General features: G+C 73.9%; 18 protein-coding genes and 1 riboswitch. Of the genes, 4 read left to right on the top strand and 14 right to left on the bottom strand.

From position 1 onward, the window contains the following. The first annotated feature begins 13 nt into the window (after nt 1–13). Nucleotides 14–1,756 carry a pyruvate dehydrogenase gene (locus OG948_RS30925; protein ID WP_406299592.1) on the top strand — a complete coding sequence of 581 codons (1,743 nt, stop codon included), beginning with the start codon at nt 14–16 and terminating at the stop codon, nt 1,754–1,756. A gap of 53 nt (nt 1,757–1,809) precedes the next feature. Here the strand turns inward: OG948_RS30925 and OG948_RS30920 are convergent, their stop codons facing one another. The 8 genes from OG948_RS30920 to ribD form a co-directional block, all read right to left on the bottom strand. Continuing rightward, nucleotides 1,810–2,274, bottom strand: coding sequence for a PH domain-containing protein (locus tag OG948_RS30920; RefSeq protein ID WP_406299591.1), 465 nt, complete (start codon nt 2,272–2,274; stop codon nt 1,810–1,812). A gap of 70 nt (nt 2,275–2,344) precedes the next feature. After that, a complete protein-coding gene (gene hisG / locus OG948_RS30915) occupies nt 2,345–3,208 on the bottom strand; it encodes an ATP phosphoribosyltransferase (RefSeq protein WP_406299590.1) in 864 nt (287 codons plus the stop codon). Nucleotides 3,209–3,291: 83 nt separating this feature from the next. Then, nucleotides 3,292–3,555 (bottom strand): phosphoribosyl-ATP diphosphatase, encoded by a 264-nt coding sequence (locus tag OG948_RS30910; protein WP_395865716.1) that lies wholly within the window; start codon nt 3,553–3,555, stop codon nt 3,292–3,294. Between the two features lie 56 nt (nt 3,556–3,611). After that, nucleotides 3,612–4,103 (bottom strand): 6,7-dimethyl-8-ribityllumazine synthase, encoded by a 492-nt coding sequence (ribH, locus tag OG948_RS30905; protein ID WP_406299589.1) that lies wholly within the window; start codon nt 4,101–4,103, stop codon nt 3,612–3,614. A 192-nt stretch (nt 4,104–4,295) separates the two neighbouring features. Then, complete coding sequence (locus OG948_RS30900; protein ID WP_406300375.1) at nt 4,296–5,630, bottom strand: bifunctional 3,4-dihydroxy-2-butanone-4-phosphate synthase/GTP cyclohydrolase II; 1,335 nt, start codon at nt 5,628–5,630, stop codon at nt 4,296–4,298. A gap of 29 nt (nt 5,631–5,659) precedes the next feature. After that, nucleotides 5,660–6,322: a nicotinamide riboside transporter PnuC gene (locus tag OG948_RS30895; protein ID WP_406299588.1), complete on the bottom strand. Its 663-nt coding sequence runs from the start codon at nt 6,320–6,322 to the stop codon at nt 5,660–5,662. Further along, nucleotides 6,319–6,930: a riboflavin synthase gene (locus OG948_RS30890; RefSeq protein WP_406299587.1), complete on the bottom strand. Its 612-nt coding sequence runs from the start codon at nt 6,928–6,930 to the stop codon at nt 6,319–6,321. Before OG948_RS30890 ends, OG948_RS30895 begins: the two co-directional genes overlap by 4 nt. 3 nt (nt 6,931–6,933) lie before the next feature. Next, nucleotides 6,934–8,010 carry a bifunctional diaminohydroxyphosphoribosylaminopyrimidine deaminase/5-amino-6-(5-phosphoribosylamino)uracil reductase RibD gene (gene ribD / locus OG948_RS30885; RefSeq protein ID WP_406300374.1) on the bottom strand — a complete coding sequence of 359 codons (1,077 nt, stop codon included), beginning with the start codon at nt 8,008–8,010 and terminating at the stop codon, nt 6,934–6,936. A 162-nt stretch (nt 8,011–8,172) separates the two neighbouring features. Continuing rightward, nucleotides 8,173–8,318, bottom strand: a riboswitch (FMN riboswitch). A gap of 188 nt (nt 8,319–8,506) precedes the next feature. On the opposite strand from ribD, the gene rpe reads away from it, so the two are divergent. Next, nucleotides 8,507–9,181 (top strand): ribulose-phosphate 3-epimerase, encoded by a 675-nt coding sequence (rpe, locus tag OG948_RS30880; protein WP_406299586.1) that lies wholly within the window; start codon nt 8,507–8,509, stop codon nt 9,179–9,181. Between the two features lie 152 nt (nt 9,182–9,333). Here rpe and OG948_RS30875 read toward each other — a convergent pair whose 3' ends face one another. The 5 genes from OG948_RS30875 to def all read right to left on the bottom strand — a co-directional run bounded on the left by OG948_RS30875 (nt 9,334) and on the right by def (nt 14,085). Next, on the bottom strand, nt 9,334–10,107 hold the full coding sequence (locus OG948_RS30875) for a class I SAM-dependent methyltransferase (RefSeq protein ID WP_406299585.1): 774 nt from the start codon (nt 10,105–10,107) through the stop codon (nt 9,334–9,336). A 101-nt stretch (nt 10,108–10,208) separates the two neighbouring features. Next, complete coding sequence (locus OG948_RS30870; RefSeq protein ID WP_406299584.1) at nt 10,209–10,910, bottom strand: hypothetical protein; 702 nt, start codon at nt 10,908–10,910, stop codon at nt 10,209–10,211. Between the two features lie 290 nt (nt 10,911–11,200). After that, entirely contained in the window at nt 11,201–12,604 is a 1,404-nt protein-coding gene (locus OG948_RS30865) for an RsmB/NOP family class I SAM-dependent RNA methyltransferase (protein ID WP_406300373.1), read from the bottom strand. Next, the gene (fmt, locus tag OG948_RS30860) at nt 12,601–13,533 is read right to left on the bottom strand and encodes a methionyl-tRNA formyltransferase (protein ID WP_406299583.1); all 933 of its coding nucleotides are present in this window, start codon (nt 13,531–13,533) and stop codon (nt 12,601–12,603) included. Before fmt ends, OG948_RS30865 begins: the two co-directional genes overlap by 4 nt. Nucleotides 13,534–13,539: 6 nt before the next feature. After that, nucleotides 13,540–14,085 carry a peptide deformylase gene (def, locus tag OG948_RS30855; protein ID WP_395865728.1) on the bottom strand — a complete coding sequence of 182 codons (546 nt, stop codon included), beginning with the start codon at nt 14,083–14,085 and terminating at the stop codon, nt 13,540–13,542. Nucleotides 14,086–14,424: 339 nt separating this feature from the next. On the opposite strand from def, the gene OG948_RS30850 reads away from it, so the two are divergent. Together OG948_RS30850 and OG948_RS30845 are read left to right on the top strand one after the other, a co-directional pair. Next, on the top strand, nt 14,425–15,033 hold the full coding sequence (locus OG948_RS30850) for an RNA polymerase sigma factor (protein WP_406299582.1): 609 nt from the start codon (nt 14,425–14,427) through the stop codon (nt 15,031–15,033). Continuing rightward, the gene (locus OG948_RS30845; RefSeq protein ID WP_406299581.1) at nt 15,030–16,190 is read left to right on the top strand and encodes a hypothetical protein; all 1,161 of its coding nucleotides are present in this window, start codon (nt 15,030–15,032) and stop codon (nt 16,188–16,190) included. The genes OG948_RS30850 and OG948_RS30845 overlap by 4 nt, the downstream gene beginning before the upstream one ends. A 938-nt stretch (nt 16,191–17,128) precedes the next feature. On the opposite strand, the gene OG948_RS30840 is transcribed toward OG948_RS30845, so the two are convergent. Next, on the bottom strand, nt 17,129–19,357 hold the full coding sequence (locus OG948_RS30840; RefSeq protein ID WP_406299580.1) for a primosomal protein N': 2,229 nt from the start codon (nt 19,355–19,357) through the stop codon (nt 17,129–17,131). Nucleotides 19,358–19,417 lie beyond the last annotated feature (60 nt).

Below are 19,417 nucleotides of genomic sequence, written 5' to 3'. Positions count from 1 at the left end.
GGAAGGGTCTCCCGTGGCCAAGCAGAGCGTCGCCGAGCAGTTCGTGGACATCCTCGCCCAGGCGGGGGTGCGCCGGTTGTACGGCGTGGTGGGCGACAGCCTCAATCCGATCGTGGACGCGGTGCGGCGCAACGCCGCGATCGACTGGGTGCACGTACGGCACGAGGAGGTGGCCGCGTTCGCGGCCGGCGCGGAGGCGCAACTGACCGGCACGCTGGCCGCGTGCGCGGGCAGTTGCGGACCGGGCAACCTGCACCTGATCAACGGCCTGTTCGACGCCCATCGCTCGCACGCCCCGGTGCTGGCGCTCGCGTCGCACATCCCCAGCGGCGAGATCGGCACCGCGTTCTTCCAGGAGACGCATCCCGAACGACTGTTCGTCGAGTGCAGCCACTACAGCGAGATGATCGGCACCCCCGAGCAGATGCCGCGGGTGCTGCAGTCGGCGATCCGGCACGCGGTGGGCCTGGGCGGGGTGTCGGTGGTCACCCTCCCGGGCGATGTCGCGGACAAGCCCGCGCCGGACAAGGGCTACCAGCCGGCGCTGCCCACGTCGCTCCCGACGGTGCGCCCGGCGGACGCGGACCTGGCCACACTGACCCGGATGATCGACGAGGCCGGGCGGGTCACCCTGTTCTGCGGCGCGGGCACGGCGGGCGCGCACGAGGAGGTGATGGCCTTCGCCGACCGGATCAAGGCGCCGGTGGGACACGCGCTGCGCGGCAAGGAGCACATCCAGTACGACAATCCGTTCGATGTGGGCATGTCCGGACTGCTGGGCTACGGCGCCGCGTACGAGGCGATGCACGAGGCGGACCTGCTGATCCTGCTGGGCACCGACTTCCCGTACCACGCCTTCCTGCCGCAGGACGTGGCCACCGTGCAGGTGGACGTACGCCCCGCGCACCTGGGCCGGCGCACGAAGCTGGACCTGGCGGTGTGGGGCGACGTACGCGAGACGCTGCGCGCGCTGACCCCGATGGTGCGGGCCAGGACCGACCGCAGGTTCCTGGACCGGATGTTGCGCAAGCACGCGGACGCGCTCGAGGGCGTGGTGAAGGCGTACACCCGCAAGGTGGAGAAGCACGTGCCCATCCACCCCGAGTACGTCGCCTCGATCCTGGACGAGGAGGCCGCCGACGACGCGATCTTCACCGTCGACACCGGCATGTGCAACGTGTGGGCGGCGCGCTACCTGACGCCGAACGGGCGGCGCCGGGTCATCGGTTCGTTCTCGCACGGCTCGATGGCCAACGCGCTGCCCCAGGCGATCGGCGCGCAGTTCCTGGACATGGACCGGCAGGTGGTGTCGATGTCCGGGGACGGCGGCTTCTCGATGCTGATGGGCGACCTGTTGACCCTGGTGCAGTCCGCGTTGCCGGTGAAGATCGTGCTGTTCAACAATTCGTCGCTGGGGATGGTCGAGTTGGAGATGATGGTCGCCGGGCTCGAGCCGTTCGGGACCACCAACAAGAACCCGGACTTCGCCGCGATCGCGCGCGCGGCGGGCGCGTTCGGGGTGCGGGTGGAAAAGCCCAGGCAGGTCCGTGACGCGCTGCGCGACGCGTTCGCGCACAAGGGCCCGGCGCTGGTGGACATCGTCACCGACCCCAACGCGCTGTCCATCCCGCCCAAGATCACCGCCGAGCAGATCCAGGGCTTCGCCCTGAGCGCCGGGCGCACGGTGCTGGCCGGCGGCGTCGGCCGGATGGTCCAGATGGCCAGGTCGAACCTGCGCAACGTACCGAGGCCGTGAGCGGGCGGGCGGGCCGGCGTCGGAGGGCGGCGGGGCGCGCCCGGCGGGTCGGGCTAGCGCGCCTCGGCGGCCGTCCCGTACTTGTCCACCAGGTCCCGGAGCTCGCGCGTCGCGGTGATCGCGTCGGCCTTGCCGTTGGAGGTCTGGATGCCCATCACCGCCAGCGTGTCGCCGTTGGACATGTCGATCTGCGCCCACGGGTCGCCCTGGCGCAGGTAGACCCGGACGATCTGGGCCCACTCCAGGTGCGTGGTGCGCAGCAGGTTGACCACGGTCACCCCGCTCGATGCCGCGACCACCTTCGGCCGGCCCAGCATCAGCATCGCGGCCAGGCCGAGCACGCCGGTGAGCGCGACGCCCATCCGCGAGCCGAACCCCCAGCCGCCCTTCTCCGGCAACATCAGCGCCAGCACGCACAACCCGACCAGGATGACCACGCCGAGCACGGCGGTGATGAGACGACTGCGCTTCGCGTACCAGGTACGCGGAAGGTCGGCGGCGGGGGTGCTGGCGCTCATGGCGGAACGGCTCTCCGGTGGGGTGAGGGTGGTCGGTCCGCCCGCGCGGCGGGGGCGGACCGACCGGGTGTCAAAGACGGCAGGCGTGGATGCCGGTGACCAGGATCGCGCGGGCGCCGATCTCCCACAGGTCGTCCATGATCTGCTGGGCGTTCTTGCGCGGGACCATCGCGCGCACCGCGACCCAGCCCTCGTTGTGCAGCGGGCTGACCGTGGGCGACTCCAGGCCCGGGGTCAGCGTGACCGCCGCCTCCACCCGCTCGACCCGGATGTCGTAGTCCATCATCACGTAGCTGCGCGCGACCAGGACGCCCTGGAGCCGGCGCACCAGTTGCTCCAGCGCGGCCGAGGTCTCCGCGCCGGCCCGGCGGATCAGCACCGCCTCCGAGCGCAGGATCGGCTCGCCGAACACCTCCAGGCCCGCCTGCGCGAGCGTGGTGCCGGTCTCCACGACGTCGGCGATCACGTCCGCGACGCCCAGTTGGATCGCGGTCTCCACCGCGCCGTCCAGCTTGACCAGCGCGGCGGCCTCGATGCCGTTGTCGGCGAAGTCGCGCTCGACGATCCCGATGTAGGAGGACGCCACCCGCAGCCCGGCCAGGCCCTTCTTGCCCTGCCCGTCCAGCTCTCGGGCCAGCGTGGCGGGCGCGGCGTAGCGGAAGGTGGCCGGGGCCAGCCCCAGCTGCAGGATCTCCTCGGCCTCGGCGCCCGAGTCCATCAGCAGGTCGCGCCCGGTGATGCCGGCGTCGAGCCGGCCGGAGCCGACGTAGATGGCGATGTCGCGCGGGCGCAGGAAGAAGAACTCGACGTTGTTGTCGGGGTCGGTCAGCACCAATTCCTTGGAGTGCTTGCGCTGGCGGTAGCCCGCCTCATGCAGCATCGCCGACGCAGGCTCGGAGAGGGAACCCTTGTTGGGGACGGCGATGCGCAGCATGGAATGACCCTTCGGGAGGTGCCGAACGAGGTTGCGGTACGGCGGCGCCCCCGGCCCGGACGACGGGCCGGGGACGGCGGATGTCACAGGTGAGCGTATACGTCCTGCAGCGAGATGCCGCGAGCGACCATCATCACCTGCAGGTGGTACAGGAGCTGGGAGATCTCCTCGGCGGTGCGGTCGGCGCCCTCGTGCTCGGCGGCCATCCACACTTCGGCGGCCTCCTCGACGACCTTCTTGCCGATCGTATGCACACCGGCGGTGACGAGCTCGACCGTGCGCGAGCCCTCCTGACCGGAGGCCGCCTTGGCCCGCAGCTCGTCGAAAAGCTGTTCAAACGTCTTCATGGTGCCCATCGCGTGGTTGTGGGTGGCGTGGCGCGAACGACTCGTCGGTGCGTGGGTCAGGCCGAATGCCACGGTTCCGAGAGCGTACGCAACGCCATCGCGGTCGCGACGGCCGCCTCCACCGCTTCGCGGCCCTTGTCCTCGCGCGAGCCGGGCACGCCGGCCCGGTCCAGGGCCTGCTCCTCGGTGTCGCAGGTGAGCAGCCCGAAGCCGACGGGAACGCCGGTGTCCAGCGCGACCCGGGTCAGGCCGTCGGTGGCGGCCGAGCACACGTACTCGAAATGCGGGGTCCCGCCGCGGATCACCACGCCCAGCGCGACCACCGCGTCGTGGCCGCGTCCGGCCAGCGCCTTGGCGAGCACGGGCAGCTCGAACGCGCCGGGGGCGCGGATCAGCGTGGGTTCGGTGATGCCCAGCTCGCTCAGGGCCTTGAGGGCCCCGTCCACGAGTCCGTCCATCACGGCGGTGTGCCACTGCGCGGCGACCACGCCCACGCGCAGGTTACGGCAGCCCTCGACGGTCAGTTTCGGGGCTCCTGCGCCACTCATGTCTGTCGGTGTCCTTCGGCTGGAACGGCTGGAAGCCTGATTGCGGTGGTGGAGTACGGCGAGTCGCGCCCCGGTGTGGGGCGACGGGTTCGCCGGTGGAGCGGATCGAACGGGTTCGCGCGGGTCGAACCTATCGGCGCGGCGGGGACGGTGCCGCGCGCGTGTCACCGATACGGGTGAGGCCGCGGTCGGTCAGGCGGTGCTGACCGCGTGGCCCTTCGCGTCGACGACCTCGGCGACCTCGCCGACCGAGGGCGCGGTCGCGGCCTCGTCGGAGGGGTCCAGCCAGGGCAGGTCGTGCCCCATCCGGTCGCGCTTGGTGAGCAGGTAGCGCAGGTTGTCCGCGGTGGCGTGCACGGGCAGCGCGACCCGGCCGGTGATCTCCAGGCCGTAGCCCTCCAGGCCCGCGCGCTTGGCCGGGTTGTTGGTGAGCAGGCGCATCGAGCGCACGCCCAGGTCGACCAGGATCTGCGCGCCGGTGCCGTAGTCGCGGGCGTCGGCGGGCAGGCCCAGTTCCAGGTTGGCGTCCACGGTGTCGTGGCCGGCGTCCTGGAGTTGGTAGGCCTGGAGCTTGTGGATCAGCCCGATGCCGCGACCCTCGTGGCCGCGCATGTACAACACCACGCCCCGGCCCTCGGTGGTGACCCGCTCCAGCGCGGCCTCCAATTGCGGGCCGCAGTCGCAGCGCAGCGAGCCGAACACGTCGCCGGTCAGGCACTCGGAGTGCACCCGCACCAGCACGTCCTCGCCGTCGCCGATGTCGCCGGCCACCAGCGCGATGTGCTCGACGCCGTCGGCGGTGCTGCGGTAGCCGATCGCCTGGAAGGTGCCGTGCGCGGTGGGCAGCCGGGTCTCCGCGGCCCGCTCGATGGTGCGCTCGGTGCGCCGCCGGTAGGCGATCAGGTCGGCGATGGTGACGATCTTGAGGCCGTGCTCGCGGGCGAACGGGACCAACTGCGGCAGCCGGGCCATCGTGCCGTCGTCGTTGACCACCTCGCAGATCACGCCCACGGGCGCCAGGCCGGCCAGTTCGGCCAGGTCCACGGCCGCCTCGGTGTGCCCGGGGCGCACCAGCACGCCGCCCTCGACCGCGCGCAGCGGGAAGATGTGGCCGGGCCGGGTCAGTTCGCCGGCCACCGTGTCCGAGTCGGCCAACAGGCGCACGGTGTGCGTGCGGTCGGCCGCCGAGATGCCGGTGTCCACGCCGTCCTTGGCGTCCACCGAGACCGAGTACGCGGTGCCCTTGCGGTCCTCGTTGACGGCGGTCATCGGCGGCAGCTTGAGCCGGTCCAGGTCGGCGCCGCGCATCGGCACGCAGACCACGCCCGAGGAGTAGCGGATCATGAACGCCATCAGCGCCTGCGTGGCCAGTTCGCCGGCGAAGATCAGGTCGCCCTCGTTCTCGCGGTCCTCGTCGTCCACCACCACGATCGCCTCGCCGGCGGCCATCGCCTTGATCGCGTCCTCGATCGAGTCGAGCACCAGTTCCTCCGCTGCGGCTTCCGGCGCCGCCTTCTGCGCCGGCACCTCGATGTCGGTGGTTTCGCTGCTGGTCTTCACGCCGTTGCCCCTTCCAGGTGCCGATCTGCCACACGGGCCGCCCCGTTGTCCCGGTACCGCCGGGAGCGGTTCCACCAGTCGACGAGTCCGGCGACGCACATCACGAAGAAGACGCCGTAGACCAGTCCGCTGAACACCAGGCCGTGCTGCACGGCGAGCGGCACGCCCACCATGTCCACGGCGATCCACACCAGCCAGAACTCGAACAGGCCGCGAGCCTGGGCGAGCATCGCCACCACCGAGCCGACGAAGATGTACGCGTCCGGCCACGGCGCCCACGAGATGCCCGTGCGCTCGAGCAGCAGCGCGAAGCCGACGGTGCCGGCCGCCATCACCGCGACGAGCGCGATGCGCTCGTGGGCGGTGCCGAAGCGGATCTGCACCTCGCCGGTGTCGCGCCGGCCGCGGGCCCAGCGCCACCAGCCGTAGCCGGCCGCGATGATGATGACGACGTTGCGCATCGCGCTGCCGCCCAGGTGCACCGAGGTGTTGGCGGCGATCAGCAGTGCCGCGCCGAGGATCTGCACCGGCCACGCCCACAGGTTGCGGCGCAGCGCGAGCCCCACGGTGGCCAGCGACGCGATCTGACCGAGCAGGTCGGACCACGGCACCGGCTTGTCGGCGACGGTGAACGCGGCGTCGTTGAGCCAGCCGATCACGATGTCCCCCCGTGTGTGCCCAGCCGTTCGACGTACTTGGCGATGATGTCGACCTCGAGGTTGACCGGGTCGCCGACGGTCTTGACGCCCAGCGTGGTCAGCGCGAGCGTGGTCGGGATCAGGCTGACGGTGAAGCTCGCGTCGTGCGCGCGCACGACGGTGAGGCTGATGCCGTCCACGGTGATCGAGCCCTTGTCCACCACGTAGCGGGCCAGGTGCGCGGGCAGCGCGATCTCCACGACCTCCCACTCCTCGCCGGGCGTGCGGGCGAGGATCTCGCCGGTGCCGTCGACGTGGCCCTGCACGAGGTGGCCGCCGAGCCGTCCACCGAGCACCATCGGGCGCTCCAGGTTGACCCGCGCGCCGGTGGTGAGCGCGCCCAGGCTCGACTTGTCCAGCGTCTCCTGCATCACGTCCGCGGTGAAGGTGGCCTCGACCGGGTCGACCTTGTCGTCCACGACGGTCAGACACACCCCGTTGACGGCGATCGAGTCGCCGTGCCGGGCGCCGGTGGTGACGACGGGGCCGCGGATGGTGATCCGGGCCGAGTCGGTCAGCCGCTCGATGGCCACGATCTCGCCGAGTTCCTCAACGATTCCGGTGAACATGCGTCAGGACTCCTTCGTTCGGCCGGCGGATTCCGGCCGGGGGCGGGCGGTGATGCGGATGTCGGTGCCAAGGCGCGCGACGTCGTCGACGTCCAGTCGCAACACCTCGGAGATGGTGCCGATTCCGGCCGGTCCCAGGGCGGCGGGCCCGGCGCCGAGCAGGGCGGGGGCGAGGTAGCCCACGACGGTGTCGATCAGGCCGGCCGCGGCGAACGCGCCGGCCAGGGTCGGACCGCCTTCGAGCAGCACGGCGCGTACGTCGCGCGCGTACAGCTCCTTCAACAACGCGGGCAGGTCCAGGCCGGCGTCGGCGCGCGGCACGCGCAGTACGGCGGCCTCGGGCAGGTGGGCGGCGTCCGCGTCGGGTCCGACCGCGATCAGGGTGGGCGCCGCGTCGTCCAGGACCCGGGCGTTCGCCGGGGTGCGGGCGTGCGTGTCCACGATCACCCGCAGCGGCTGCCGGACGTCGGGGACCTCGCGGACGGCCAGGTGCGGGTCGTCGGCGAGCAGGGTGCCGGAGCCGGCCAGCACCGCGTCCACGCTCGCGCGCAGGGTGTGCACGTCCGCGCGGGCGGCGGCGCCGGTGATCCAGCGGCTGCTGCCGTCGGCGGCGGCGCTGCGGCCGTCCAGGGTGGCGGCGTACTTCCAGGTGACGTGCGGGCGGCCCAGTCGGGTCGCGGTCAGCCAGGCCCGGTTGCCCGCCTCGGCCTCGGCGACCAGCAGGCCGCCCTCGGCGTCGACGCCCGCCGCGCGCAGCACCGCGCCGCCGCCGGCCGCGGCCGGGTTGGGGTCGGCGACCGCGTAGCGCACCCGGCGGATGCCGGCGTCGATCAGGGCCTGGGTGCACGGGCCGGTGCGGCCGGTGTGCGAGCAGGGTTCGAGGGTGACCAGGGCGGTGCCGCCGCGGGCCGCGGATCCCGCCGCGCGCAGTGCCTCGACCTCGGCGTGCGGGGCGCCGGCGCGGGTGTGGAAGCCCTCGCCGACCACGGTGCCGTCCGCGCCGAGCACGACGCAGCCGACCACGGGATTGGGGCTGGTGTGTCCCAGGGCGCGGCTCGCCAGCGAGATGGCGCGGCGCATCGCGGCGGTCTCGTCGACCGGCGGGGTGGTGTTGCCCTGCACCTCGTGCCTCCTCGCGATTCGACGCGGGGCACCGGGGTGTTTTCGGGCAGGACGGCACGACGCAGTGACGTGCGGCGATGAGGGCGCACCGAGGGTACGCGAACACGCCGCAGTCGCTCGCCGCGCGCTGCCTCCCATCCGGACTTTGACCGTCGGTACCGGAATTCCACCGGTTCAGCCGGCCGTCGCTCCACTGGTGTGGGGCGTCGACCGGGTCGCGGACTGTAACCGCCGGTTCGGATTTTCACCGACCCCGGAGCGCGCGTACGTGACTTTCGTACACCTCGAAGTGTGCCACGACGGCCGACAACGTTGACCTTGAGCAACCTGTGCCGTCCGTCACGGTGCGTTCGTATACCGGAACACGACTGCGGCGTGGATGATCTGACGTGTCGTCAGCTCGGTGGCCGAAGGCGGTGCCGAAGCACTGTGGCGGCGATGAGATTCTGTGCGCATGACCGTGCAGATCAATCCGAGCATCCTGTCCGCCGACTTCGCCCGCCTCGCCGACGAGGTCGCGCAGGTGCGCAACGCCGACTGGCTCCACGTGGATGTCATGGACAACCACTTCGTCCCGAACCTGACCATCGGCCTGCCCGTGGTCGAGAGCCTGATCAAGGCCACCGACACGCCCATCGACATGCACCTGATGATCGAGGACCCGGACCGCTGGGCGCCCGCCTACGCGGAGGCCGGCGCGGGCAGCGTGACCTTCCACGTCGAGGCCGCGACCGCCCCGGTCAAGCTCGCCCGGGATCTGCGGGCCAAGGGCGCGCGGGCGTCGATGGCGCTGCGCCCGGCCACGCCGATCGAGCCGTACGAGGACCTGCTGCCGGAGTTGGACATGCTCCTGGTGATGACGGTCGAGCCGGGTTTCGGCGGGCAGAGCTTCCTGGACATCATGCTGCCTAAGATCCGCCGGACCCGGCAGTTGATCGCCAAGCACGGACTGCAGATGTGGCTGCAGGTGGACGGCGGGGTGTCCGCGAAGACGATCGAGATGTGCGCGGAGGCCGGCGCGGACGTGTTCGTGGCGGGGTCGGCGGTGTTCGACGGGCGCGATCCGGGGGCGGCGGTGGACCGGCTGCGGGCGCTGGCCACGGGGGCTGCGGGGCGCTGCGCGCACTAGGCGGATGTGCTGTGCCCGTCCGCCGGCCCGTTGCGCTGCGTGAACAGGCCGCGGGATTCGGGCTCGGGATGGGGCACCCGGGGCCTCGCGGGCTTCGTCACAAAGAGTGAAGGTTGGGCCTCTCGTCGTCCTCGCCGAGACGGGAGGCCCTTTCAGCGTTTCGTCGACCAGAGGGTCCAGTGGTCGCTCTCGTGGATCGCGGTGGAGGCGGGGAGCCGGGCCTGGATGTAGGCGGCCAGGTCGTCGAGTTCGGGGTCGGTGAGCTCGTGCAGGATCGAGCGGCCGGTGCGGGCGCGCAGGTCGGCGGCGACCTCGCGGGCGTCGGCGTACTCGCGGCGGGTCTCGGTCAGCGCGCTGGTGCGCACCGCGTCGAAGCCGGCCTCGCGCAGCGCGCGCTCGACCGCCTCGGCGGTGGGGCGGCGGGCCGCCTCGACGGCGAGCAGGGCGGGGAACCGCTCGAAGAACCAGCCGCGCGGGTGGTTCGGCGTCCCGGGGCGGGTGACGTCGGACAGGGTGCGGTCCTGCACGATCAGCGTGCCGCCGGGGGCGAGCAGTCGACGGGCCTCGCGAAAGCAGCGGGCGAGGTCGTCGAGGTGATGGACCAGGGCCCGCGCGAAGACGATGTCGGCGCCGTTGTCGGGCAGTCCGGTGGCGTACGCGTCGCCCTGCCGGAAGGACGATCCCACGCGCTCGCCCGCCCGCTCCCGCGCGCCGGACAACATCGCGGCGGAGAAGTCCACCCCGACCGCGCTCGCCGCGCCCAGGTCCAGCCACGCGCTCGTGTACACCCCGCCGCCGCAGCCCACGTCCACCACCCGCGCGCCGGCCGGGCGGACCAGTTCGCGTACCAGGTCCGCCCACTCCGTGCCGGGGGTGCGTCGGGCGTAGGTGAGGCGGTTGGCGTCGCTGTGGAAGTCGATGGGCATGGTCGCGCTCCCGATGGTGCGAAGAAGAAACAAGTATCTTGATGTCAAGATACTTCGGGACGGGAGGGTCGCTCAAGGGTCTCCCGCGCCGCGTGCCGGCGTCAGGCGGGTGCGCGGCGGCGGCGCCAGGCCAGGTAGGCGCAGGCGCACACGGTGACGCCGGCCATCGCGGCGATGTGCTCGCGGCCGGCCAGGTTCGGCTTGGCCACGACCTCGGCGATCATCAGGATCCACACGCCGGCGAGCAGGATCGGCGCGCGGCGCACCATCGCGATGCACACCACCAGGCCCACCACCGCGGCCGAGGGGCCGGTGTCCAGGACGTCGCCGTGTCGGGCGTCGATGCCCAGCAGATGGTCCGGGCCGAGCGCGATCATCACCCGCGCGGTCAGCGTGCCGCACAGGGTGGCCAGATACGCGATCACCAGGGTTCGCCGTGCGCCCAGGTCGAGTTCGGCCACTCCGAACAGGATCAGCACCTGGACCAAGGCGCCCCACACCGGCAGGTCCGGCGCCGGGACGAACAGTGACACGGGGGTGCGCAGCAGCGCGAGCGGCAGCGGGATGCCCGCGCTCACGCCGCCGAGGACGCGCACCACGTCGCCGCCCCACGCGGTACGCCAGGCGAGCCAGAAGCCGAGGGTCAGCAGCACCGTGCAGCAGGTGAGCGGGATCGCCCACACGCCGTGCGCGCGCAACTCGCGTGCCGGAACCGCGGTGAGCCTGCCCCACTCGCCGCGGACCGCTCCCCCGGTACGGGCGAGCAGGCCGGGGCGCGGGGTGCTGGGGACGAGCGTGGACATGGGTACGGCGGCTCCTGCGGTGGCGGCTGCCGGCCGCCCTCGGATTTCCTGGGACCCGAGGGACGACCGGTGCGGCCGAGCCGAAAGTGATGACCGCCCTCGCCGTTATGCCCCGCTTGTACCGAATTCAGCCACGGGTCACCCGTCCGTGCGGGTGATCGCGCGACGCGTGTGGGTGAACAGCCACCCGCGTGGGTGGCGGCGCGGGCCTCGGGCCGGCCCGAGCCGCGCGGCGAAGCGCCGGCCGGCCCGGGCCCTCGGATGCGAAGCGCCGGCCGACCCTCGGGTGCTCAGCCCGTGCGGCGCAGCAGGGCCAGGTACATCGCGTCCGTGCCGTGCAGGTGCGGCCACAGTTGTACGTCCGGGCCGGTGCCCAGGTGCGGCACACCCGGGAACAGCGGCCGGGCGTCGACCAGCTCGGCCTCGCCCGCGCGCAGGATGTCGTCCACCACCACGCGCGTCTCCGCCGGATGCGGTGAGCAGGTGACGTACGCGATCGCCCCGCCGGGTCGCGCCGCGGCCACCGCGCTGCGCAGCAACGCGCGCTGGAGCTCGCCCAGTTCGGGGATGTCCTCGGGCTTGCGGCGCCAGCGCGACTCGGGCCGGCGGCGCAGCGCGCCCAGGCCGCTGCACGGCACGTCGGCGATCACCCGGTCGAAGCCGCCGGGCTGCCAGGCCGGCCGGGTGCCGTCGGCGGTGATCACCTGATGGTGGGTCAGGTGGCCGATCGCGTTGCGCACCAGCCGGGCGCGGTGGTGTCGGCGCTCGACCGCCAGCAGCGACACCTCGCGCCCGGTGGCGATCGCCGCGAGCAGGCCGGCCTTGCCGCCGGGGCCCGCGCACAGGTCCAGCCAGCGGCTCTCGGCACCCTCGACCTCGGCGTTGGCCAGCGCGACGGCGACCAGTTGGCTGCCCTCGTCCTGCACCGCGGCCCGGCCGTCCCGGATCGCCTTGATCCCGGCCGGGTCGCCCTCGGGGAGGGTGGCCGCGTACGGGGACCAGCGGCCGGGGGTGGCGCCGGCCTCGTAGAGCTCGGCGAGTTCGACCCGGCCCGGGCGGGCGACCAGCGAGATCACCGGGGCGATGTTGTCGGCGGCGAGCAGCGCCTCCATCGCGGCGCGGTCGTGCGGGTTGCCGCGCGCGCCCAGCGCGTCCCACAGCGCCTGCACGATCCAGCGCGGGTGCGAGTGCAGGACCGCGAGGTGGCCCTCGGGGTCCTCGTCGTAGGGCGGCGCGATCTGCCGCAGCCAGGTCTCCAGGTCCTGCTTGGACACCCGGCGCAGGATCGCGTTGACGAACTTGGCGCGGCCGTCGCCCAGGACCGCGCGGGCCAGTTCCACGGTCGCCGAGACGGCGGCGTGCACGGGGGTGCGCATGCTCAGCAGTTGGTGCACGCCGAGCGCGAGCACGTCCAGCACCGGCGGGTCGATCTCCTTGATCGGCCGGTCCGTGCAGGCTGCCACGATCTGGTCGTACGTGCCCTGGCGGCGCAGCGTGCCGTGCACGAGTTCGGTCGCGAAGGCGGCGTCGCGCGGGATGATCCTGCGTTCGCGCAGCAGCGCGGGCAGCACCAGGTTGGCGTACGCGTCGCGTTCGCCGACCGCGTGCAGGACGTCGTAGGCGGCCAGGCGCGCGGCGTCGGGACGCGGGCGGCGGTAGGGGCGTGCGGCGGGGGCGTTGGTCACGGTGCTCAGTTCGTGCCGAGGGTTTCACCGGGCTCGGGGTGTGCGCCCCGGGCCCAGTCGGTGGCGGCCATCATGCGTTTGCCCTGGGGCTGGACCTGGGTGAGTTCGATCGCGTGGCTGCCGGTACCCACCCGGACCACCTTCTTCTCCACCGCGATCTCGCCGGGCGCCAGCGCGTTGTCGCCGCCGCGCAGACGCACCGGGGCGAGCTTGAGGCGCTCGCCGCGGAAAATGGTCCAGGCGCCGGGGGCGGGCGTACAGCCGCGCACCACGCGGTCCACCCGCAGGGCGGGCGCGGTGAAGTCGACGCGCGCGTCCTCGACGGTCAGCTTGGGCGCGAGGGTGACGCCGTGCGGCGGCTGGGGGCGCGCCTCCAGGCTGCCGTCGGCGATGCCGTCCATGGTCGCCACCAGCAGCCGCGCGCCGGAGCGGGACAGCCGCTCCAGCAGGTCGCCGCTGGTGTCGGTGGGACGGATCTCGTCGGTGACGGTGCCGTAGACGGGGCCCGAGTCCAGGCCCTGTTCGATCTCGAAGGTGCACGCGCCGGTGATGTCGTCGCCCGCGAGCACCGCGTGCTGCACGGGCGCCGCGCCACGCCACGCGGGCAGCAGCGAGAAGTGCAGGTTGACCCAGCCCCGCGCGGGGATCTCCAGCGCGGCCTTGGGCAGCAGCGCGCCGTAGGCGACCACGGGGCAGCAGTCGGGGGCGATCTCGGCGAGCCGGGCCAGGAACTCCGGGTCGCGCGGCTTGGTCGGGCGCAGGATCTCGATCCCGGCCCGGGCGGCGCGCTCGGCCACCGGACTGGCGACGAGCTTGCGGCCCCGGCCGGCGGGGGCGTCGGGTCGGGTGACGACGGCGACCACCTCGTGCCGGGATTCCAGCAGGGCTTCGAGTGCGGGTACGGCGACCTCGGGGGTGCCGGCGAAGACTAGGCGCATGGGGGTTTAGAGGGCCTTCCCGAAGGTGCCGTGGGGGGAGAACTTGACCTGCGGCGGCGCCTGCCCGGCCCACTGGGCCTCGCGCAGCGCGCGCAGTGCGGCCTTGCGCTGCTCGCGGTCGAGCCGGTCGATGAACAGGATGCCGTCGAGGTGGTCGGTCTCGTGCTGGATGCACCGCGACAGCAGTTGGGTGCCTTCGATGGTGACGGGGTCGCCGTGCATGTTGAAGCCCTTGGCAACCACGCCGTAGGCGCGCTTGGTGTCGTAGCGCAGGCCCGGCAGCGACAGGCAGCCCTCGGGGCCGTCCTGTTCGTCGTCGGACAGGTCCAGGTCCGGGTTGATCAGGTGACCCACCTCGCCGTCCACCTGGTAGGTGAACACCCGCAGGGCGACGCCGATCTGGGGTGCGGCCAGGCCGGTGCCGGGCGCGTCGCGCATCGTGTCGGTGAGGTCGGCGACCAGTCGTCGCAGTTCCTTGTCGAACACGGTGACCGGGTCGGCCTTGCTCCGCAGGACGGGGTCGCCGAACAGACGAATCGGCTGGACTGCCACGGGTGTGCTCCCCCATCGGTGGTCGGTCGTGGTGACGAACGTCGCCGGCGCGCGGCGGCGTTCCGGCGCGGTGCGGCCGCGCGGTGGCGCCGGTCGATCGAAACCGGAGAGCGGCAAGTCTACTGAGCGCCCGGCCCGCGGCCGGCGCACACACCGCGGCACGGGGCGGGGGCGCGGGGGTGGGGCCTCGCGGGCGCGGGTCGGGAGGGGGTGGGCGGGGTGCGGCAGCGGATGCGGGGCGGGATTCGGCGCGGATCCGGAGTGGGATTCAGGGCGGGATTTCGGGGCGGGATTCGGAGCCGAGGCAACCTCGGTGTGCGGGGCGGACACTCTCGGGGTGTGACGACGGATCAGGTGCAGGAGGACGGGGACCACGTGTTGTGGTCTCGGGTCCGGACGGGGGATCGCGATGCGTTCGCGGTGGTGTTCGACCGGCACGCGGGGGCGGTGTATGGGCATGTGCTGCGGCGGATCGGGGACGGCGGCGAGGCCGAGGACCTGACGTCGGCGGTATTCCTGACCGCCTGGCGCCGCCGCACGGAAGTGACCTTCGACCGGGACAGCGCGCTGCCGTGGCTGCTGGGTACGGCCAATCGCACGCTCGCGAACCGGCGGCGCGCGCTCAAGCGCTATCGGACCCTGGCGGCGCGCGTACCGCTGCCGCCGGATGTCCCCGACCACGCGGACGAGGTGGCCCGGCGGATCGACGAGGAACGCGCGGCGCAGGCGTTGCGGCGCTCGGTGGCGCGGCTGCCCCGGCACGAGCGCGACGTCGTGGAGTTGTGCGTCTGGGGCGGCTTGGACCAACAGGCGGCCGCGACCGCGCTCGGCGTCGCGCTGGGCACGGTCAAGGCGCGGATGCACCGGGCGCGGAAACGATTGGGCGGCCTGTTGGCCGAAGAGGGCGTGCACGCGGGCACGTACCGAGGCATCGAGGAGGCACGATGAGCCCGTACAGCCAGGACCGACTGCCGGGGCACGAGCGACGCAGGCGCGAACTGCTCGCGATTCTCGACACCGGGGAAACGTCCCGGGCCCGGGCCCTGATGCCGGGCATCGCCGCGGGCGCGGTGCTCGCGGTGTGCGCGGCCGGGATCCTGGCCGCGCAGCCGTGGCAGGGCCCGCGGGATCTGGCACCGGCCGGCCCGGTCACCGGACAGGACCCGACCCGGGGGGTGCCCGAGGACGCGGCGAAGCCCGGCGATCCGGTGCCGTGGGACGTGGCGACCCGCACGCTGACCTCGTGTCTGGAGCTCGGCCGTCGAGCCGCCGTTCCGCCTCCGCCGCCGATCGGATTCGACCCGGGAGGTCCGACGCTGCCACCGCCGGGAGCGAGCGCGCCCGGGTCCGCCCCGCCGAGCATCGGCCACACCTTGCCGCCCGGCACTCCCTTGGACGCCGATGATCTGCCCACGCACACGCCGGGAAACGCGGCGGGCCCATACGGTCCGCCGTCGCAGTCGTCCCCCACGGCCGTGTCGTGGACCCCGACCGGGTGGAACGCACCGCCCACATCGACTCCGCGCCCGACCGGGATCGCCACCGCGCCCGACCGGCAGGTGTGGAAGGTGCGCGAGCCGGACGCGGCGTTCCGGCCGTACTTCACCGCGTGGGAGCACGACGCGGCCGGCGGGCTGCGCCCGTTCGTGCTGGGCAAGGCCGACAAGCCGGACCTGGTGGTGTGCCACGGCGAGAAGTCCCCGCCGGAACTGCCGGCGCCGACGGCCGCCGACGGCGTCCTCGCGGGGGCGTTCGAGGTGCGCCGGACCCAGGTCATGGTGCCGCCCGCGGCCCGACCTCTCCCCCTGGGCCCGGCCGAGCCGCTCCCGATGGTCGCGTTGTCCCCGACGACGTGGTGGGGCCGTACGACCGGCGCGGTGGCGCGGGTCGTGGTCGAGCTGCCCGACGGGAAGGCGGTGGGCGCGGTGGTCCGCAACGGCGTGTGGCTCGCGACCGTGCCGGGCAACGACGCCGCGCCGGCTCGGATCCGGGCCTACGACGCGGCCGGCGCGCTGCTCCACGAGCGCGTGGCCGACGCGGAATCCCTGCGCTGCGCACAGGCCCCGATGACGAAGTCCTGCGGGAGCCGAAGCCGCTGGGGGTGAGGGTCGACGGAGAAAGGACGGCGGTCCGACCGGTCGACCCGGCCGGTCGACCGCGCGGTTCGCGGCCGAGCGGGTGGGGCCACGCGGCCGAGGCCAGGCGGCCGAGGCCAGGCGGGGCGGTGTCCTGGCACGACGGGCCCAGCGCACCTGACGCGGGGCGCGATTCCCCGCCTGTGCGGCGTCCGACGCCCATCGCCTGCCGCACGCGCGTATCGCAACGGTGGGTTCACCCGGCCCGGCACGCGTACGGCCCCGCTGCGCAGCGCCCACCGCACGCGTCACGCCGTCACGCCGGTCGAGTCCCGCCCCTGCGGGCGTGCGGGCGCCCGGCGGGCACGACCCGCCCCACACGCCTGCCCCAACGAGCACGTCACCCGCCCGGCAGGCGTAAGGGCCTCCGGACGAATGGTCTCCCACACGCGTGCCCGACGGTCGCGCCGCCGGGCCGGCGTATATGACCCGGCGCATGCGGCCCGCCGCATACCGCCCGGCTCGGCACGGCGCATCGCCCGCCGCACGCGTCACGCAATCACGCCGGTCGAGTCCCGCTCCGCAGGCGTGCGGGCGCCCGGCGGGCGTAAGGGCTTCCGGAACGAACGGTTTGCCACACGCGTGCCCGACGGTCGCGCCGCCGGACCGGCGTGGCATGACCCGGCGCACGCGGCCCGCCGCATACCGCCCGGCTCGGCACAGAGCATCCCGCCGCACGCGTCACGCCGTCACGCCGGTCGAGTCCCGACCCTGCGGGCCTGCGGGCGCCCGGCGGGCACGACCCGCCCCACACGCCTGCCCCGACGAGCACGTCACCCGTCCGACGGGCGTAAGGCTTCCGGAACGGATGGTTGCCGGACGCGTGCCCGACGGTCGCGCCGCCGGGCCGGCGTGGCATGACGCGGCGCTTGCCGCCTGCCGCGTACCGCTCGGCACCGCGGTGGCCCTCAGCCGATGTCGGGTGGGTCGATTCTGATGTGTACCGGGTCGGGGGCGGCTCGGGCCAGGCGCAGCGTTTGGGCCGCCTTGAGGGCGTGGGCCAACTCCGAGCCTCGGCCCGGTTCGATGCGCAGCAGTACCCGTTCGTGTCGGGGCGGCGCGGCGGGAGGCGCGGCCGGGCGGCGGTCGGGCGGCGAGGTGTCGCCGAACAGGGCGCGGGTGAGTTCGGCGCGGGTTTGCGCGGCGCGCGGGTCGGGCTTGGCGGGCGCCGTCGGCGGCGGGGTGCGCGGCGCCGTCGGGGCGACCGGGACCGGGCCCAGGACGTCCACCGCGTCCGGCAGCCGAAGCACCGCCAGGAAGTCGGCGATGCCGGCCGGCGGCCCGGTGACCGACGCCATCCGCGACACCGGCGGCAGGTTCAACTCGGCGCGCTCGACCAGTTCGGCCAGCGCGTACCCCTGCGGGTCCCAGCGCACCAGCGCCTGCACCGGGCGCAGCGTGGACTCGGCGACCACCACCAGCGTGCCGCCCTCCCCCGCCGGCCGGACCAGGCTCGCCGCGTCCAGCCAGCGGCGTAGCGCCTCCTCGCCGGCACGCAGGTCGGGCCGGGTGAGCAGGGCCCAGCCGTCCAGGAGCAACGCCGCCGCGTAGCCGCTCGGCGCGACCGGTTCGGCGCCGGGCGTGGCGATGATCAGCGCGGGCAGGTCCGGCACGGTGGTCAGGATCGCGTCCCGGCCCGAGGTACGCACCGGCACGGCGGGAAACGCGCGGCCCAACTCCTCCGCGGTCCGGCGCGCGCCGATCACCCCGGCCCGGATACGATCGCCGCCGCACACCCGGCAGCGCCAGGCCGGCGCCGGACGGGTACACCAGCCGCAGGTCAACACGCCGTCCCCGGAAGGCAGTTCGAGCGGCCCCGAGCAGTGTGCGCACCGCGCGGGTTCGCGGCACCGTTGGCACGAGGTGCGGACCAGGTAGCCCCGGCGCGGGACCTGGACCAGGACCGGCCCGGTCCGCAACGCGTTGCGCGCCACCTCCCACGCCAGACTCGGCAGCCGCGCGGCCCGCGCGGCCTCGTCCCGGGCCAGGTCCCAATCGCTGCCGACGGTGCGTACGAGCGGGGCCGCGGCGCGCACCGCCGCCCGGTCCGCGTCCAACGGCCGGGCCCAGCCGGAGCGCACCAGTTGCGCGGCCTCGACCGTGGTGGCGTGCCCGCCGACGGTGAACGCGGCGTGCTCGCGCGCGGCGCGCATCGCCAGCACCTCGCGCACGTGCGGGTAGGGCGCGTTGAGGTCGGCGTGCGAGTCGTCGCCGTCGTTCCAGACCAGGGCCAGGCCCAGTTCCACCACCGGCGCGAACATCGCCGCCCGGGTGCCGACCACCGCGCGCACCGTCCCGCGGTTGACCGCCAGCCAGCGCCGGTAGCGCTCCTGCGGCCCCAGGCCCGCGGTGAGCGCGACGTGCCGGCCCGGTCCCAGCAGCGCGGTCAGCGCCGCGTCCACCCGGTCCACCGACTTGGCGTCCGGGACCACCGCGAGCGCGCCTCGGCCGCCGGCCAGGGTCGCCGCCATCGCGCGGGCGATCTCGTCGGGCCAGTACGGGCCGGGCAGCGCGGTCCACACCGTGCGCGGCGAGGCGCCCGCCGCGAGCTCGGCCAGGTGCGCGGGGCCCGAGGGGTAGCGCGTCCACGGCCCGGGGGGCGGCGGGGCGGGGCGGACCAGGGGCTCCCCCGACGGCTCCGCCTCGGCGCGCGCGTGCCGGGCGGGCAGCGCGATCTGGACCACGTCGGCGAGGGTGCCCGCGTACCGGTCCGCGACCGCGCGGGCCAGCTCGATCATCGGCGGCGCGAGCACGATCTCGGGCGAGGTGACACCGGCCAGCGGCGCCAGCGGCCCGCCGTACGTGCTGCGCTCGACCCGCTCGACGATCACGCCGTCGATCAGCCCACCGCCCTGCCGCCGCCCGTCCACGACCTTGGCCCCGAACCGAACCCGCACCCGCACCCCGGGCTGGGCCACCTCGGCCAGCCTGGCCGGCACCGAGTAGTCGAACAGGCGGTCCAGGTGCACGAGGCCCTTGTCCACCAGGACCCGCGCCACCGGCAGGCGCTCGGCGGACGCCTTGGGCTTGGGCTTGCGCGCCCGCACGGCCCGGACCGCGCGCCGCGCCTGCTCGACCCCGAGCGTGAGCTGCTCGTCCTCCTCGCTGCCGCCCGCCTCCGGATCGTTCGTCGCCACACCAGGAATCTTGACAGACGGGTACGACGAACCCGCGCAGGTACCGGGCCGGCTCCGAGC

Origin of the sequence: Embleya sp. NBC_00888, from assembly GCF_045207655.1 — a bacterium.
GTDB lineage: Bacteria > Actinomycetota > Actinomycetes > Streptomycetales > Streptomycetaceae > Embleya.
Note: the sequence above shows the minus strand (reverse complement) of the source record. Positions and strands in the feature narration are given on the sequence as shown.

Bases quoted from the DNA above. Each gene is read 5' to 3' on its own strand.
- OG948_RS30920 (WP_406299591.1), bottom strand. From the start codon at position 2,274: ATGAGCGCCAGCACCCCCGCCGCCGACCTTCCGCGTACCTGGTACGCG.
- hisG (WP_406299590.1), bottom strand. From the start codon at position 3,208: ATGCTGCGCATCGCCGTCCCCAACAAGGGTTCCCTCTCCGAGCCTGCG.
- OG948_RS30910 (WP_395865716.1), bottom strand. From the start codon at position 3,555: ATGAAGACGTTTGAACAGCTTTTCGACGAGCTGCGGGCCAAGGCGGCC.
- ribH (WP_406299589.1), bottom strand. From the start codon at position 4,103: ATGAGTGGCGCAGGAGCCCCGAAACTGACCGTCGAGGGCTGCCGTAAC.
- OG948_RS30890 (WP_406299587.1), bottom strand. From the start codon at position 6,930: ATGTTCACCGGAATCGTTGAGGAACTCGGCGAGATCGTGGCCATCGAG.
- ribD (WP_406300374.1), bottom strand. From the start codon at position 8,010: ATGCGCCGCGCCATCTCGCTGGCGAGCCGCGCCCTGGGACACACCAGC.
- rpe (WP_406299586.1), top strand. From the start codon at position 8,507: ATGACCGTGCAGATCAATCCGAGCATCCTGTCCGCCGACTTCGCCCGC.
- OG948_RS30875 (WP_406299585.1), bottom strand. From the start codon at position 10,107: ATGCCCATCGACTTCCACAGCGACGCCAACCGCCTCACCTACGCCCGA.
- OG948_RS30870 (WP_406299584.1), bottom strand. From the start codon at position 10,910: ATGTCCACGCTCGTCCCCAGCACCCCGCGCCCCGGCCTGCTCGCCCGT.
- fmt (WP_406299583.1), bottom strand. From the start codon at position 13,533: ATGCGCCTAGTCTTCGCCGGCACCCCCGAGGTCGCCGTACCCGCACTC.
- OG948_RS30845 (WP_406299581.1), top strand. From the start codon at position 15,030: ATGAGCCCGTACAGCCAGGACCGACTGCCGGGGCACGAGCGACGCAGG.